This window comes from Nocardioides sp. N13(2025), from assembly GCF_051912545.1.
Taxonomy (GTDB): domain Bacteria; phylum Actinomycetota; class Actinomycetes; order Propionibacteriales; family Nocardioidaceae; genus Nocardioides.
Map to the genome: position 1 here is coordinate 3,631,667 of NZ_CP196809.1, position 15,136 is coordinate 3,646,802.

General features: G+C 72.8%; 14 protein-coding genes. 8 read left to right on the forward strand and 6 right to left on the reverse strand.

Annotation, left to right across the window (positions count from 1 at the left end; genetic code table 11):
• The first annotated feature begins 151 nt into the window (after window positions 1-151).
• Together ACS3YM_RS17595 and ACS3YM_RS17600 are read left to right on the forward strand one after the other, a co-directional pair.
• Window positions 152-1,489 carry an FAD-binding oxidoreductase gene (locus tag ACS3YM_RS17595; RefSeq protein ID WP_439937729.1) on the forward strand — a complete coding sequence of 446 codons (1,338 nt, stop codon included), beginning with the start codon at window positions 152-154 and terminating at the stop codon, window positions 1,487-1,489.
• A 62-nt stretch (window positions 1,490-1,551) separates the two neighbouring features.
• The gene (locus ACS3YM_RS17600) at window positions 1,552-1,857 is read left to right on the forward strand and encodes a hypothetical protein (protein ID WP_439937730.1); all 306 of its coding nucleotides are present in this window, start codon (window positions 1,552-1,554) and stop codon (window positions 1,855-1,857) included.
• Here ACS3YM_RS17600 and ACS3YM_RS17605 read toward each other — a convergent pair whose 3' ends face one another.
• Window positions 1,858-2,442, reverse strand: coding sequence for a LysM peptidoglycan-binding domain-containing protein (locus ACS3YM_RS17605; RefSeq protein ID WP_439937732.1), 585 nt, complete (start codon window positions 2,440-2,442; stop codon window positions 1,858-1,860).
• A gap of 135 nt (window positions 2,443-2,577) precedes the next feature.
• On the opposite strand from ACS3YM_RS17605, the gene ACS3YM_RS17610 reads away from it, so the two are divergent.
• On the forward strand, window positions 2,578-3,225 hold the full coding sequence (locus tag ACS3YM_RS17610) for a nitroreductase family protein (RefSeq protein WP_439937733.1): 648 nt from the start codon (window positions 2,578-2,580) through the stop codon (window positions 3,223-3,225).
• A gap of 19 nt (window positions 3,226-3,244) precedes the next feature.
• Here ACS3YM_RS17610 and ACS3YM_RS17615 read toward each other — a convergent pair whose 3' ends face one another.
• Window positions 3,245-4,549: an alkaline phosphatase PhoX gene (locus tag ACS3YM_RS17615; protein WP_439937735.1), complete on the reverse strand. Its 1,305-nt coding sequence runs from the start codon at window positions 4,547-4,549 to the stop codon at window positions 3,245-3,247.
• Between the two features lie 141 nt (window positions 4,550-4,690).
• Here ACS3YM_RS17615 and ACS3YM_RS17620 point away from each other — a divergent pair, with 141 nt between their 5' ends.
• On the forward strand, window positions 4,691-5,167 hold the full coding sequence (locus tag ACS3YM_RS17620; protein ID WP_439937736.1) for a glutathione peroxidase: 477 nt from the start codon (window positions 4,691-4,693) through the stop codon (window positions 5,165-5,167).
• 1 nt (window position 5,168) lies between these two features.
• Here ACS3YM_RS17620 and ACS3YM_RS17625 read toward each other — a convergent pair whose 3' ends face one another.
• The gene (locus ACS3YM_RS17625; RefSeq protein WP_439937737.1) at window positions 5,169-5,471 is read right to left on the reverse strand and encodes a GNAT family N-acetyltransferase; all 303 of its coding nucleotides are present in this window, start codon (window positions 5,469-5,471) and stop codon (window positions 5,169-5,171) included.
• A 61-nt stretch (window positions 5,472-5,532) separates the two neighbouring features.
• Between ACS3YM_RS17625 and ACS3YM_RS17630 the strand changes: the two genes are divergently transcribed.
• Window positions 5,533-6,912, forward strand: coding sequence for an NAD-dependent malic enzyme (locus tag ACS3YM_RS17630; protein ID WP_439937738.1), 1,380 nt, complete (start codon window positions 5,533-5,535; stop codon window positions 6,910-6,912).
• 3 nt (window positions 6,913-6,915) lie between these two features.
• On the opposite strand, the gene ACS3YM_RS17635 is transcribed toward ACS3YM_RS17630, so the two are convergent.
• Window positions 6,916-9,048 carry an MMPL family transporter gene (locus tag ACS3YM_RS17635; RefSeq protein WP_439937740.1) on the reverse strand — a complete coding sequence of 711 codons (2,133 nt, stop codon included), beginning with the start codon at window positions 9,046-9,048 and terminating at the stop codon, window positions 6,916-6,918.
• Between the two features lie 92 nt (window positions 9,049-9,140).
• Here ACS3YM_RS17635 and ACS3YM_RS17640 point away from each other — a divergent pair, with 92 nt between their 5' ends.
• Complete coding sequence (locus ACS3YM_RS17640; RefSeq protein WP_439937741.1) at window positions 9,141-9,611, forward strand: MarR family winged helix-turn-helix transcriptional regulator; 471 nt, start codon at window positions 9,141-9,143, stop codon at window positions 9,609-9,611.
• 10 nt (window positions 9,612-9,621) lie between these two features.
• Here ACS3YM_RS17640 and ppgK read toward each other — a convergent pair whose 3' ends face one another.
• Window positions 9,622-10,377: a polyphosphate--glucose phosphotransferase gene (ppgK, locus tag ACS3YM_RS17645; RefSeq protein WP_439937742.1), complete on the reverse strand. Its 756-nt coding sequence runs from the start codon at window positions 10,375-10,377 to the stop codon at window positions 9,622-9,624.
• Window positions 10,378-10,451: 74 nt separating this feature from the next.
• On the opposite strand from ppgK, the gene ACS3YM_RS17650 reads away from it, so the two are divergent.
• Window positions 10,452-11,837 (forward strand): tetratricopeptide repeat protein, encoded by a 1,386-nt coding sequence (locus ACS3YM_RS17650; RefSeq protein ID WP_439937743.1) that lies wholly within the window; start codon window positions 10,452-10,454, stop codon window positions 11,835-11,837.
• Window positions 11,838-11,918: 81 nt separating this feature from the next.
• Window positions 11,919-13,397: a fatty acid desaturase gene (locus ACS3YM_RS17655; protein ID WP_439937744.1), complete on the forward strand. Its 1,479-nt coding sequence runs from the start codon at window positions 11,919-11,921 to the stop codon at window positions 13,395-13,397.
• Here the strand turns inward: ACS3YM_RS17655 and ACS3YM_RS17660 are convergent.
• Window positions 13,394-15,133 carry a SelB domain-containing protein gene (locus ACS3YM_RS17660; protein WP_439937745.1) on the reverse strand — a complete coding sequence of 580 codons (1,740 nt, stop codon included), beginning with the start codon at window positions 15,131-15,133 and terminating at the stop codon, window positions 13,394-13,396. The two genes, ACS3YM_RS17655 and ACS3YM_RS17660, sit on opposite strands and share 4 nt — an antisense overlap.
• Window positions 15,134-15,136: the final 3 nt, after the last annotated feature.

A 15,136-nucleotide genomic window follows, 5' to 3' on the forward strand; every position in this document is an offset into this window, starting at 1 on the left:
GCCTTTTCCGTTCCCGGCCATGCCCCCTCGCCAGGGCACGGTCAAGCGATCGCAGCCGACGTCCCCTATCTGCGGGAATCGTCGCGCGAGGGCACCGCTGGGGTGGGCTTCGGAGGAACGTGGGCGGTGCGTGGGGGTAGGAGGCACGACCATGAGGTGGATAGACGCGGGATCGGCCGAGTACGACGAGCGGCGCAGGTTGTTCAACGCGATGATCGACGACAGACCGCGGGTCATCGCCGCGTGCGAGGGCTCCGCGGACGTCAAGGATGCCCTGGAGCGTGCGGCACGTGATCGTCTGCCGGTGGCGGTCCGCTCCGGTGGGCACTCCGTGGCCGGGCTGTCCAGCAACGACGGCGGGATGGTCATCGACGTCCGGCCGATGAAGGCCATCGACATCGACGCCGCGGAGCGACGCGCCCGAGTGGGCGGCGGATGCACCTGGGCCGAGTTCGACGCGGCGGCACAAGAGTTCGGACTGGCCACCACCGGTGGCAGGGTGTCCACGACCGGCGTCGCAGGGCTGACCCTCGGCGGCGGCTCCGGTTGGCTCGAGCGTCAGCACGGACTGAGCTGCGACAACCTTCTGGCCATCGAGCTGGTGACGGCCGACGGTCGCGAGATCCGCGCCGACGACACCCAGCACCAGGACCTGCTGTGGGCCAGCAAGGGCGGTGGCGGCAACTTCGGCGTCGTCACGGCGCTGGAGTTCCAGCTGCACCCCGTCGGTCCGATGATCATCGGTGGCCTCATGGCGTGGCCCGCCGCCCGGGGCCCCGAGGTGTCACGAGCGTTCCGCGACTGGGCGGACCAGGCGCCGGAAGAGCTCGGCCCCGCCCTGGTGATGCTCAGTGGTCCGCCGGAGCCCTTCATCCCGGAGCACCTGCAGGGCCAGCCGTTGATCGCGATCGCGGTCTGCTGGAACGGTGACGAGGCCACCGGCACCGACGTGGTCCAGGTGATGCGCGAGCTGTCCCCGGAGGTCGACCTGGTCGGCCCGATGCCCTACGCGACGCTCCAGTCGATGATCGACGACCCGCCGGGGTTCCGGCAGTACTGGAGCGCCGACTACCACGACACCTTCCCCGACGAGGCCCTCGACGTGTTCCTCGACGCGGGCGCCCACCGCGCCTCGCCGATGACCCAGCACCTGCTGCTCCCGTGGGGCGGCGCCCTCGCTCGCGTCGACGCTGACGCCACACCCCTGAGCCAGCGCTCGGCCCGTTGGGTGAGCCATCCCTTCGCCACCTGGGACGATCCCGCGGACGACGCCGCCAACATCGGTTGGGTACGCGACTACCGCAGGGCCAACGCCCCCTTCACCACTGGTGGCGTCTACCTCAACTTCATCGGCGACGAAGGTGACGAACGCATCAGGGCGGCCTTCGGCGCCGAGAAGTACGCGCGCCTGGAGCAGATCAAGGCCGAGTACGACCCCGGCAACCTCTTCACGGGCAACCAGAACATCCGTCCCAAGGTGCCCGCCTGACCATCCCGGGCCACCGCCGGGGCCCTCGTCGTTGCCCGGGCGCCGGTGGCATGCTCGCCGGCATGGCCGAGCCGAGCGACCCCACGGACGACGAGAAGTGGCTGGTGGTCGACGGCCGGCGCTGGCGGCGTACGGACCCGGCGGTCCCGGGCGAGGAGCTCGCGCGACTGAAGTCCCACCTGGGACGGGGTCGGTCAGGGGTCAGGAACGCCGGCGACGACGCCGCGAAGAAGGCGGCTCGCCACCGGGTCCAGCTCGCCAAGGTGGGGCTGGGCGAGCGAGGGACTCCCTGGTGGGAGCAGTCGGGCGCCGAGCGCCGGACGCGCTGGGAGGCAGCGCTGTCCGAGCTCGACGCCCTGGAGGACTGACTACTTCTTGGGGATCCGGAACTTCTGCCCCGGGAAGATGAGGTCGGGGTTCTCGATGTTGTTGACGCGGGCGATCTCGCGCCAGTCGACGCCGTAGCGCGCGCCGATCTCCGAGAGGGTGTCACCCGACTTCACGGTGTAGACCTCCTCGTGCGCGGCCTCCCGAGCCTCCTGACGAGCCTCCTGGCGCGCTTCCTGGCGGGCCTCCTGGCGCTCCTCGCGCCGCTCCTCACGGGCCTCCTGGCGCTTCTCGCGGCGGGCGTTGGCCTTCTCGATCGCGCGTTGGGCGCGCTCGTCGGCCTTGCGGTCGGCCTCGGCGGCCTCCTCCTGCGCCTTCTGGGCCTCGGCCTCGGCGTCCTGGCGAGCCTGGTCGGCCTGCGCCTTCTCCTCGTCCGTGGCCGTCGGGAGCCCGGCCTTGGACGCGGCCTCGTCGGCCTTGCGACGCGCCTCGTCGGCGCGGGCCTGGGCCTCCACCTTGGCCTTGTCGGCCTCGGCCTGGGCCTCCTCGGCCTCCTTGCGTGCCTCCTCCGCCGCCTCGGCGTCGTCGGTGGTCAGCGCATCCTTGATCTTGTCCCACAAAGACATCCGGGATCGTCCTTTTCCGTTGGGGGCCTGACGGGAGATCTCCCGACAGGTGGACCGCCTCGAACCTAGGCACGGGGGAACCTCCGCGACCACGTCCCTGAGGGGGTGGGAGGACGGCCGGGGATACTCCTCGGCGTGACCGACCCCGATCATCGCCAAGCGCCGCAGCCCAGCGCCGAGGGCCTCGCCGAGCCGATGCGCTCGCGCTGGAGCGCCAGCGTGTACGACGACGCGCACCGGCTGGACCCCTCCGAGATCGAGACCCTGCTGCGCGCCGCGCAGTGGGCGCCGAGCGCGGGCAACAGCCAGCCGTGGCTGTTCTTCGTCTGCGTCCCGGGCACCGCCAACCACGACCGGCTGGTCGCCACGCTGAGCCGCGGCAACTCCGGCTGGGTCCCGCGGGCCTCGGTCGTCTTCGTCACCGCGGCACACGTGCGCACCGGCGAGGAGGCGGACGCGCCGGCGTACAGCGACCATGCCCTCCACGACGTCGGGCAGGCCGCCGCGCACCTCACCCTCCAGGCCCGCGCGATGGGGCTGCACGCCCACCAGTTCGCCGGCTTCGACCACGACGCCCTTGCCGAGGCCCTCGACCTGCCGCCCACGCACCAGCTGCTCACCGGCATCGCGGTCGGCGTGCCGGGTGACCCCGCCGACGTCGACGAGCGCACCGCGGCCCGCGACCACCGCGACCGGCTGCGCAGGCCGCTGTCGCAGTGGGCGTTCGGCGGACGGTTCGGCGAGGCCCTCGCGCCCGGCGCACCGGTAGAACCGGACGCGTGAGCCGTCGTCACAGACCGGGTCAGGGGCGCATGCGCACCGCGATCACGCGGCTCTCGGAACCGTCGGGCTGCTCCTGGTCCTGGATGGAGAGGTAGAGGAGCTTGCCGTTGCGGCTGAACTGGGGGCCGGTGCCCTCACCGCCACCGCGGATGGTGGCGAAGTGGACGAGGCTCTCCGCGCCCGACTCCCCCTTGGGCAGGACGTAGACCTGGTTGTTCCCACCTGTCGCGGGGTTGGCCAGCGCGCTGCCGTTGTCCTCGAAGATGAACAGGTTGCCCCGCCTGTCGTAGCGCACGTTGTCCGGGCGGCTCATCCTGGCGAAGTCGCCCTCCACCAGCACCGACCCGCGCAGCCCGTCACGGCCGTCGACGAGGTGCCAGACCCGGCCGGGGTTGCTGCCGGACGCGGACTCGGCGAAGACGAGTCCGTGGCCGTTCTTCGCGCGGATGATGCCCTCGTGCTTCCAGAAGGCGTTCGTCGCGTCCGGCGCGCCGACCTTCGCCACCATCTCGGCCTCGGCGTTGGCGGGGTCGTCGATCTCGACCCAGGTGCCGGTGTCGGTGGCGTGGTCGTAGTCCAGGCCGTAGAGCGTCCCGCTCGAGAGGTCGCGCTGCCGGTCGGGCACGAACTTGTAGAGGAACTGGTAGTTGCCGCGGTCGTCGGTGATGTACCAGGCGCCGTTGACCCGGACCTCCTGCTCGTGGCTCATCCGGCCCATCCCCGTGGCGCGAGTCGCCTCACCGGTGCGCGGGTCGACCTCCCACACCCAGCCGGAGCGGCGAGCGGGGTCGCTGACGAACGGGAACTCCTCGTTGACCAGGAACGTGCCCCACGGGGTCGAGGCGCCTGCGCACAGGTTGTGCAACCCGGTGGTGATGACCTCCGACTTCTGGACGGTGGTGCCGTCCCGGCCGAGCGTGAGCCGCGTGACCGACCCCCACCCGTTGCTGTCGCCGTCGTCGGTCGTGGCCTGTTCGGGCACGGCGCACTTGCCGGCGTCGCCCTGGTAGTCGCCGGCGACCGGCTTGGTCAGCTCGTGGGCGCTGAGCAGCTGGACACGGCCGCCCCGACCCCGGACCAGCATGTTGGCGTCGAAGTCGCTGGGCATCGCGAACTTCGCACCGGACTCGGTGGAGGTGACCTGGTCGACGCAGTCCCGGGCGACGACGGTGTAGTCGTAGCCGGCGGGCAGGTCGATGACACCTGCCGGGTCGGGCTCCGGCGGGCCGAACGAGGCCCTGGTGGTCCCCGAGGACGGTGCGACGATCCCGAGGCAGACCGCGGTGGCGGCGGCGACGGTCGAGGTGATCACGGCTGTGCGCATGGAGATCCTCCAGACGAGCGGCGCTCCGCCCACGGCCTTTCCGGGACGGCTCCGGTCTCGCACGGTAGCGCCGCCAGAGGGGCCGCGTAACCCCCGCTGGTGTACCCAGCACGTGACCGGCTCACTGGCAGACTCGGGCCCATGACCACACTCTCCGACTTCTCGGCGCCCGCCATCGACGGCACGGACACCGACCTCTCGCAGTACGACGGCAAGGTCGTGCTGGTCGTCAACACCGCCTCGCAGTGCGGGTTCACCGGCCAGTACCAGGGCCTGCAGCAGCTCCACGACACCTACGCCGACCAGGGCCTGGTCGTGCTCGGCTTCCCGTGCGACCAGTTCGGCAACCAGGAGCCGGGCGACGAGGCGGAGATCGCCGACTTCTGCGAGCGCAACTTCGGCGTGACGTTCCCGCTGTTCTCCAAGGTCGACGTCAACGGCGACGACGCGCACCCGCTGTTCGACTGGCTCAAGGACTCCAAGGGCGGCCTGCTCGGCGACAAGATCAAGTGGAACTTCACCAAGTTCCTCGTCGGCCGCGACGGCAAGGTCATCGACCGCTACGCCCCGACCACCGAGCCGGCGAAGCTCTCCGGCGACATCGAGAAGGCGCTCTGAGCTAGGTGCGGTCCAGGTCCCGGTGCCGCTCGACGAGGTCGGCGTACTCCGGGTGCTTGCGGATGTACGACGCCACGTAGGGGCACGTGGGCACGACGCGCAGCCCGCGTGAGCGGGCCTCGTCGAGCGCCGAGCGGGCCAGCGTGGCGGCGTGCCCCTCGCCGCTGTGGGCCTCGTCGACCTCGGTGTGCACCAGCACGATCGCCTGGGAGCTGAGCTGGTAGTCGATGAACCCGATCACCCCCTCGCCGGAGCGGAGCTCGAAGCGGTGCCGGTCGGGGTTGTCCACGAACTCTGTGTCCACAACTCGAGCCTAGACCGAGGTGACTTGCCCGTAACCCCGGCGGCAGGGGAGGGTCAGGCACATGGCAGCCACCGCGTCGTCGTACTCGATCACCATGCGGTTGCACACCGCCCCGAACCACCACGTCGTCGGCGCCGTCGCCACCTCGATCGCGCAGGGCGGGGGCGTGGTCACCGCGATCGACGTCACCGACTCGCGCCACGACCGGCTCGTGGTCGACGTGACCTGCTCGGCGGCCGACGCGGAGCACTCCCAGGAGCTCGTCGCCGCGGTCGACGCCGTCGACGGCGTGACGGTCCACAAGGTCAGCGACCGGACGTTCCTGCTGCACCTCGGGGGCAAGATCGAGGTCACCTCGAAGGTCCCGCTGCGCACCCGTGATGACCTGTCGATGGCCTACACGCCGGGCGTCGGTCGGGTCTCGATGGCCATCCACGACAACCCCGAGGACGTGCGCCGCCTCACGATCAAGGGCAACTCGGTCGCGGTGGTCACCGACGGCTCCGCCGTGCTGGGCCTCGGCAACATCGGACCCGGTGCCGCGCTGCCGGTGATGGAGGGCAAGGCGGCGCTGTTCAAGCGCTTCGCCGACATCGACGCCTGGCCCATCTGCCTGGCCACCCAGGACACCGACGAGATCGTGCGCGCGGTCGAGATGATCGCGCCGGGCTTCGGCGGCATCAACCTCGAGGACATCGCCGCTCCCCGCTGCTTCGAGATCGAGGCGCGGCTGCGCGAGTCCCTCGACATCCCGGTCTTCCACGACGACCAGCACGGCACCGCGATCGTGGTGCTGGCGGCGCTGACCAACGCGCTGCGCTGCGTGGAGAAGGAGCTCCCCGCCGTGCGGATCGTGGTGTCGGGCGGCGGCGCGGCCGGTACGGCGATCGTGACGCTGCTGCTTGCCGCCGGGGCGCACGACGTGGTGGTCGTCGACCGCGAGGGGGCTCTCTCGGCGGACGACGAGTCGCTCTCGGCCGCCCACGCCGGGCTGGCCGCCGCGACCAACCCGCGCCGGGCCACCGGCAGCCTCCAGGACGTCCTGGTCGACGCCGACGTCTTCATCGGCGTCTCCGCTCCCGGCATCCTCAAGCCGGAGTGGATCCCCACGATGGCGGCCGACCCGATCGTCTTCGCGCTGGCCAACCCCGACCCGGAGATCGACCCGGCGGAGGCCGACAAGCACGCAGCCGTCGTGGCCTCGGGCCGCTCGGACTACCCCAACCAGATCAACAACGTGCTCGCGTTCCCGGGCGTCTTCCGCGGCCTCCTCGACGCCGGCGCCGACGAGGTCACCACCGAGATGCTCCTGCGGGCGGCCCAGGCGATCGCCGACACCGTGAGCGCCGAGGAGCTGCACGCCGCCTTCATCATCCCGAGCGTCTTCCACCCCGACGTGACCAAGCGCGTCGCCGCGGCGATCAGCGGCCGCGAGTCCTGAGCCTCAGGCCGTCACCTTCCGCGGCCACCAGAACCTCTCGCCGAGGGTCAGGGCGAGCGCCGGCACCAGCACCGTGCGTACGACGAGGGTGTCGAGCAGCACGCCGACGAAGATGATCGCGCCGAGCTGCGCCAGCACCACCAGCGGCAGCACCCCCAGCACCGCGAACACCGCCGCCAGCAGGATGCCGGCGCTGGTGATCACCCCGCCGGTGGCGGTCAGCGCGCGGAGCATGCCGGTGCGGGTGCCGTGCTCGCGGGCCTCCTCGCGCGCCCGGGTGACGAGGAAGATGTTGTAGTCGACGCCAAGCGCCACCAGGAACAGGAAGGCCAGTAGCGGCACGCCGGTGTCCATCGCCTCGAAGCCGAAGACGGAGCGGAAGAGCCACCACGACGCGCCCATGCTGGCGGCGTACGTCGCCACGACCGTGGCCACGAGCAGCAGCGGGGCGACGACGGAGCGCAGCAGCAGGAGCAGCGCGCCGAGCACCAGCACGAGGATCAGCGGGAGGATGAGCAGGCGGTCGCTGGCCGCGTGGTCGGCCGCGTCGATCGCCTCGGCGTCACCGCCGCCGACGTGGGTGTCGTCGAAGCCGGAGACGGCGTCGCGGACGGCGGCCACGACGGCCTGGGCGCGGTCGCTGCCCGGGGTGGCGTCGGGTACGGCGTCGATGCGGGCGATTCCGTCGGCGCTGGTCGTGACGCGCGCCGAGGCGACCCCGTCGACGTCCTCCACGGCCGACAGCACCTCCTCGGGAGCCGAGCGGGTGACCACCTGGACCGGGTCGCTGGTGCCGGCCGGGAAGGACTCGCCGAGCCGCTCCGCGGCGGAGATCGCCTCGGGCCGCTGGAGGAACTGGTCGGCCGGGTCGAGCCCGGTGGTGATCGACGCGGTGCCCGCGGCCAGGACCGCGAGGGCGGCCAGCGTGCCCACGACGAAGGTGCGCGGGCGCCTGGCCACCGCGTCACCCACGCGCCGCCACACGCCACGCGAGTCGACCAGCACGGTGTCACCGAGGCGGGGGACACGCGGCCAGAAGACCCAGCGGCCGAAGAGCACGAGCGCAGCGGGCAGCACCACCAGCGCGAAGGCCGCGGCGACGACGACGCCGACCGCACAGGCGACGCCGAGGCCGCGGGTGGTCGGGATGGCGGAGAGGAGCAGCGTGAGCAGGCCGAGCACGACGGTCGTCGCGCTGGAGAGCACGGCCTCGGTGGTGCGGGCCAGGGCGTGCGCCATCGCCTCGTGCCGGGAGTCGGTGGTCTTGAGCTCGTCGCGGTAGCGCGAGATGAGCAGCAGGGCGTAGTCGGTGCCGGCGCCGAACACGAGCACGCTGAGGATTCCGACGGTGGACTCGTCCCACGCCATGCCGGCGACCTCGAGGACGTTGGTCGACACGATGGCGGCGAGCCGGTCGGCGATGCCGACCACGGTCAGCGGCACCAGCCACAGCACGGGGCTGCGGTAGGTGATGATCAGCAGCAGCGCCACCACGCCCGCGGTGGCGAGCAGCAGGCGCAGGTCGGCGCCGTCGAAGACCTGGCCGATGTCGGCCTGGATGCCGGCCGGGCCGGTGACCTGCACGCTCACCCCGTCGGGGGCGTCGGCGCGCAGCCGGTCGCGCAGCTCCTCGACCTTGTCGATGTTGTCGGTGGCGGACGACGAGGTCACCGGGAGGGGGAGGAAGGCGGCCGTGCCGTCCTCGGCCACGACGACCGGGGACTGCGGACCGTCGCTGGAGCCACCACCCGCGTCCGTGGGCGGCCCGCTCTGCTGGTCGCCCTCGCCGCCGCCGTCGGCCTGCGCCAGCAGCTGCACCGCCTGCTGGGTGAGCTCGACCTGCACGGACTGGTCGAGCTCCCCGGAGTCGGCCGCCCAGAGCACGATGGCCACCTGCCCCTCGTCCTCCGGGAGCCGGTCGGCCAGCTCGACGGCGAGGGTGCTGTCCGCCCCGGCCGGAAGTGTGTCGGTGGGCGACACCTCGCGCTCGCCCTCGGGCACGAGCGCCAGGACCGCGAGGGCCAGGAGGAGCGGCACGAGCGCCACCAGCCATGCCGTACGACGACCGGTGACGAAGCGGGCGAGAGCGGGGGACTGGTGACCGGGCACGGTAGTTCCTACGATCTGGTCGTTCACGAAACGGATTGCTAAGTAAGTTAGCGACTAGGGTGAGAAGGCGCAAGGTGGGACAGACCTTTGACACGAAGGACGGACACGAGGAGGTCCCGGTGACGCCGACATCCCGGGAAGGGCAGTCCCCGCCGAGCGGCTGGGACGAGTCCGGCACCCTCACCGCGCTCCGTGAGCTGGTCACGGCCGGAGCCCGGGTCAACCACGTCGTGGCCCGGCGCGCCGGGATCAGCGACACCGAGCTCGTCACCCTCGAGCACCTCAGCCGCGAGCAGATCGGGCCGGCGGAGGTGGCCCGGCGCCTCGAGGTCTCGACCGCCGCGGCGACCGGCATCGTGGACCGCCTGGTCTCCCGAGGGCACGTCGAGCGACGTCCGCACGCGGCCGACCGACGGCGTACCGAGCTGGTGCTCACCGAGTCGGGCCGGCGCGAGGTGGTCGGCCACCTGCTGCCGATGTTCGTCTCGCTCGACCAGCTCGACCGCGGCTTCACCGAGGAGGAGCGAGCCGTGGTGGAGCGCTATCTCCGGGGAGCCGCCGCGGCCTTCGAGCGGGTGCTGGAGGCCTGAGCCGCCGGCGTCAGTCCTCGCTGCCCGCCTTGCGGTGCGCGACCAGGGCGGCGCCGACGATGCCGGCGCGGTTCTGCAGGGTCGCCGGGACCATCTCGGTCTCGACCTCGATCAGGTGGCCGAACTTCTCCCACGACTTGCTCACCCCGCCGCCGATCACGAACAGGTCGGGGGTGAAGAGGCGCTCGAGGTGGCGGAAGTACGCCGTCAGGCGCTCCGACCACGCCTCCCAGGTCAGCCCCTCGCGCTCGCGGGCGCTCGTCGCCGTGGTGACCTCGGCGACGGCGCCGTCCAGCTCGAGGTGGCCCATCTCGGAGTTGGGCACGAGCTGGCCGTCCCAGATCATCGCCGAGCCGATGCCGGTGCCGAGGGTGATGACCATCACCAGGCCCTTGCGGCCCTTCGCGGCGCCGTACTCCGCCTCGGCCAACCCGGCGGCGTCGGCGTCGTTGACGACGTGGACCTCGCGGCCGAGCGCCTCGGTGAAGATCGCGTCGGCGTCCTCGCCGATCCACGACTTGTCGATGTTGGCGGCCGACAGCACGACCCCGCGGCGGACGATGCCGGGCACGGTCACGCCGACCGGGCGTGAGGACGCCGGGAAGCTGTCGACGATCTGCTGGAAGACCTTCGCCACGGACTGCGGGTCGGCCGGCTTGGGCGTGTCGATGCGCACCCGGTCGTGGGCGAAGTCGCCCCGCTCGAGGTCGACCGGGGCGCCCTTGATCCCGGTGCCGCCGAAGTCGATGCCCAAGGGGTGATCCATGCCACAGACCCTAGCGGGGCCGCTAGCCTTCCTCATCACGTGACTGCCGGGGGGCGTTCATGGGGGAGGCAGCAGTGGGACGACTCGCGAAGGTGCGCATGCTCCAGGGGCTGGCGCAGGACCTGAGCTGCTCGGGTCGGTTCGACGAGGCGCTCGCCACCGTGCAGGAAGCAGAGGCGGTGGCGCGCAAGGTGCGCTTCGGGATGGCGGCCTACGTCGTGCCCGACCTGCTGCACACGCGGGCCTCGGTGCTCTACGACGCAAGCCGCTGGGACGAGGCGATCCGGGTCGCGGGGGAGGCGATCGACGCTCGTCGCAGCCTCGGCTCGATCGACGGCGACCAGCTCGCGCGACTCTCGGACTCGCTGGAGCTGCAGGCCAATGCCCTGAACCGGCTGCGCCGGCTCGACGAGGCGGATGCGCTCAGCGCCGAGGTGCTCGCGATGCGCGCGCGACTGCCCTGGCCCGATCGCGCCCGTGCCCTGCTCAACCGCTCGGCCACCCTGCTGGAGGCCGGCCGGGTCGAGGAGGGCCTCGCCGCCGCCACCGAGCTGGTGCGCGGAGCCCAGGCCCGCCGGTCGGGCTCGGCGCCGGGGGACACCTCCCTCGCTGACGGGTTGTCGAACCTCGCGGTGCTCCTGCGGATGAACGGCCGTTGGCGCGACGCCCTGGCAGCGCAGGAGGCGGCGGTCACGGAGGTGCGGGCCGCCGTGGCTCGCGGGGACCGGCCGACGGCAGACCTGGCGCGGGCGCTGGCGAACCAGTCGCTGATGCACCTCGAGTCCGGCCATCCCGCCGATGCCGAGGCGCCCGGCCAGGAGGCGCTCGACCTGCGCGAGCAGCTCGCCGCTCGGACGCCGCTCGACCTCCACGAGCTCTCCGAGAGCCTCAACAACCAGGCTGTCGCGCTGGACGGGTTGGACCGGCACGCGGAGGCGGAGGTCCTGGCCAGCAGGTGCGTGGAGCTGCGCCGACGCCTGCACGCGGACCAGCCCGACGTCCAGGCGCGGCCGCTCGCCACCGCCCTCGGCACCCTCTGCCACATGCTCGCGGCCTGCGGCCGAGCCGAGGCGGGCGTCGTCGCGGGCCGCGAAGCGGTCGACATGCTGCGCCGGCTGTTCGCGCACGACGCGACCCACGCGCCGTGGCTCGCCCACGCGCTCGACTCCCTGGCGCAGGCGACCGCCGCGGCGGGCTTCGAACCGGAGGCGCTCACGCTGTCCGAGGAGGCGGAGTCGGTCGGGAGCCTGGCGCTGGCGGCCAACCCCAGCGGCTTCGGCGGCACCCAGGCCGGGATCCTCGTCGCGTGCGCCGACCGGCACGCAGCGTCGTACCCCTCACGGGCACGAGCCTGGGCCGACGAGGCGCTGCGGCTGCTGACCGGGTTGTCGGTCGCGGAGCCCGAGGCCCACGCCGTGGCGCTCGCCCGGGCGGAACGGGTGCGTGCCGCCCTCGGCTGACCGATCGACAGAAGCACACCTCTTGTCAAAGTGGTTTACAGATCCTATGGTCTTGTAAACCCACAGCAGGAGGTCAGGCAGATGGCCGGCTACCCCACACGCGTCCCCAGCAGGCTCACCCCCAGTGGCACGGTGCCCGAGGGCACGACGGAGATCTGGAAGGACCGGAAGCGCTACCTGTGGCTGATCGGCCTGGTCGTGCCGAGCCTGGCGTTCGTCGCCTTCGGCGGCTACGTCGCCACCGGCTGGTCGACCTGGTTCTGGGTGGGCCCGATCGTGATCCTCGGCGTCGTGCCGGCGATCGACCTGGTGGCGGGCCTCGACCGCTCCAACCCGCCGGACGACGTGATCGAGGCGCTGGAGCAGGACCGGTACTACCGCTGGATCACCTACCTGTTCCTGCCGATCCAGTACGTCGGATTCCTCTCCGCGATGGCGGTCGTCGGCGGCTGGGACGCGTTCGGCGTGCTGGCCGACATGCCGCTGTCGACGCTCGACAAGCTCGGCCTGGCGATCTCCATCGGGTGCATCGGCGGCATCGGGATCAACACCGCCCACGAGCTCGGCCACAAGAAGGAGGCCAACGAGCGCTGGCTGTCCAAGATCGCGCTGGCGCAGGTCTTCTACGGCCACTTCTACATCGAGCACAACCGCGGCCACCACGTCCGCGTCGCCACCCCCGAGGACCCGGCCAGCGCCCGGCTGGGGGAGAGCTTCTACCAGTTCTGGCCGCGTACGGTCGGCGGGTCGCTGAAGTCGGCCTGGCGCCTGGAGAAGCGCCGGCTGGCCCGTCGCAAGCAGGGGCCGTGGCGCCTCGACAACGACGTGGTCAACGCGTGGCTGATGTCGATCGTCTTGTGGGCCGTGGTCGTCGCCGCGTTCGGCCTCGAGGTGCTGCCGTACCTCCTGGTCCAGGCGGTCGTCGGCTTCTCGCTGCTCGAGGTCGTCAACTTCATGGAGCACTACGGGATGCTGCGCCAGAAGGTCGGCGAGGGGGACCGCCAGCGCTACGAACGGGTCCTGCCGAGCCACAGCTGGAACTCCAACAACATCGCCACCAACGTGCTGCTCTACCACCTGCAGCGCCACAGCGACCACCACGCCAACCCGACCAGGCGCTACCAGACGCTGCGCGACTTCGAGGAGAGCCCGGTGCTGCCGACCGGCTACGCCGGCATGATCGTCCTCGCCATCGTGCCGCCCGTCTGGCGGCGCGTGATGGACCAGCGCGTCGTCGACCACTTCGGCGGCGACGTGTCGCTCGCGAACATCAGCCCGCGCAAGCGCGCGGCGTACCTCGCCCGCTACCCCGCGCCGGGTCGAGTGCGCACCCCCGAGGGGACCACTGCCGCGAGCGCACTCGACCCGGCGGCCGAGGTGCTCGCCGCGCGCTGCCCGGGATGTGAGTACGTCTACGAGGTCGCAGCGGGCGACGAGCACGAGGGCTTCGCCGCCGGCACCGCGTGGGCCGACATCCCCAGCGACTGGTGCTGCCCCGACTGCGGCGTGCGCGAGAAGGTCGACTTCGTCCCCTGCGAGCCCGAGCGGTCCGTCGCCTAGCCCGGCTGCCGGGCGACGACCTCGCGCCGGTCGTCCGGCAGGCGCCGGGTGTGCCCGGCGCGGTCGAGGTGGTCGAGCAGCGGCAGCGCGACGCGCCGGGTCGTGCCCAGCCGCTCGCGTGCGGCGCTCGTGGTGAACGGCTGCTCGAGGCTTCGCAGGAGCTCGACGGCCCCGTCGACCGCAGCGGGCGCCAGCACGATGCCGGGCCCGACCCGGCGCAGCAGCCCGCTGCGCTCGGCCGCCCCCAGCGCACGCTCGTCGAGGCCGAGGTCGCGCAGCCGGTCGGCGGTCGGCGCGGCGTAGGGCGCTGCGGCGAGGTCGCGCAGCACCGCCTCCACCGAGCGACGTACGCCGTCGGGCAGGCCGGTCACCTCGCCGACCACCCGACCGTCCACCACCCGCAGCGGCGCCCGCACGAGCGGGCGCACCAGCTCGGGTGCCGGCAGCCGCAGCCCCGCGGCCAGCACGGAGAGCGGGACCGCCGGGTCGAGGGGGTGCGCGGCCGCGTGCTCGGCCACCAGGGCGGGCAGGCGCTGGGCGAGCGCCCGGGCGACGCCGGGGTCCACCAGCCACGGACCGTCGGCGCCCTCGACGGGGACCCCCAACCGGCGCAGGTGGTCGACGTGGGCGATCCCGCGCCGCGCCACCTCGTCGGCCAGCCGAGGCGTGCCGCCGGCACCCACCAGCTGCGTGGCCCGACGGGCGGCCGCACCCCGGCGGCGGAGTCGGGGCGGGTCGGGGTCGAGGACGTCGGTGCGCCACACCTCGCGCCGGCCGGGGTCGCGCAGGAGCGCGCGGTCGCCGATCCGCAGCGGCAGGGGACGCGACAGCGAGAGCCGGGCCAGCCCCGGACCGAGCGGCCGGAACCGCACCTCCACGTCGGCCGCCCCGATGTGCAGCACCGGCGAGGTCGGCGGCTCGCCCGGCCCGGTCCACCGCACGTCGAAGGTGTCGGTGTGGTGCCACGCGTCCGGGGTCACGAGCACGCTGCCGCGGGCCAGGTCGTCGGTGCGGCCGCCCAGGGCGAGCGCCACCCGGGCGACCCCGGAGACCGCCTCGCGGTCGCGGCCGAGCGCCTGCACCTCGCGCACCCGCAACGTCGTGCCGCCCAGGGCCAGCGCGTCGCCGCGTCGGACGGTGCCGGCGACCAGCGTGCCCGTCACGACGGTGCCCACGCCCCGCACGCTGAAGCGCCGGTCCACCCACAGCCGCACGTCGGCGGCCGGGTCGGGCACGGGCAGCGCCCGCACCATGGCGACCAGCGCGGCTCGCACGTCGTCCAACCCTGCGCCCGTGCGCGCGCTCACCGGAACCACGGGCGCACCCGCGAGCCCGGTGCCGGCCAGCTCCGCCTGCACGCGCGCCGTCGCCGGGTGCGGGTCGGCGAGGTCGGTGCGGGTGACGGCCACCACCGCGTGGCGTACGCCGAGCGCGTCGAGGGCGGCGAGGTGCTCGGCGGCCTGCGGCATCCACGGGTCGTCGGCGGCGACCACGAGGAGCACGGCCGGCACCGGGCCGACCCCGGCGAGCATCGTGGTGAGGAACCGCTCGTGGCCGGGCACGTCGACGAACGCCACCTCGCCGGTCTCGGGCCACTCGGTCCAGCAGTAGCCCAGCTCGATCGTCAGGCCGCGCCGCCGCTCCTCGGCCAGCCGGTCGGGGTGGGTGCCGGTGAGTGCCTCGACCAGCGCGGACTTGCCGTGGTCGACGTGGCCGGCGGTCGCGACGACGTGCATCAG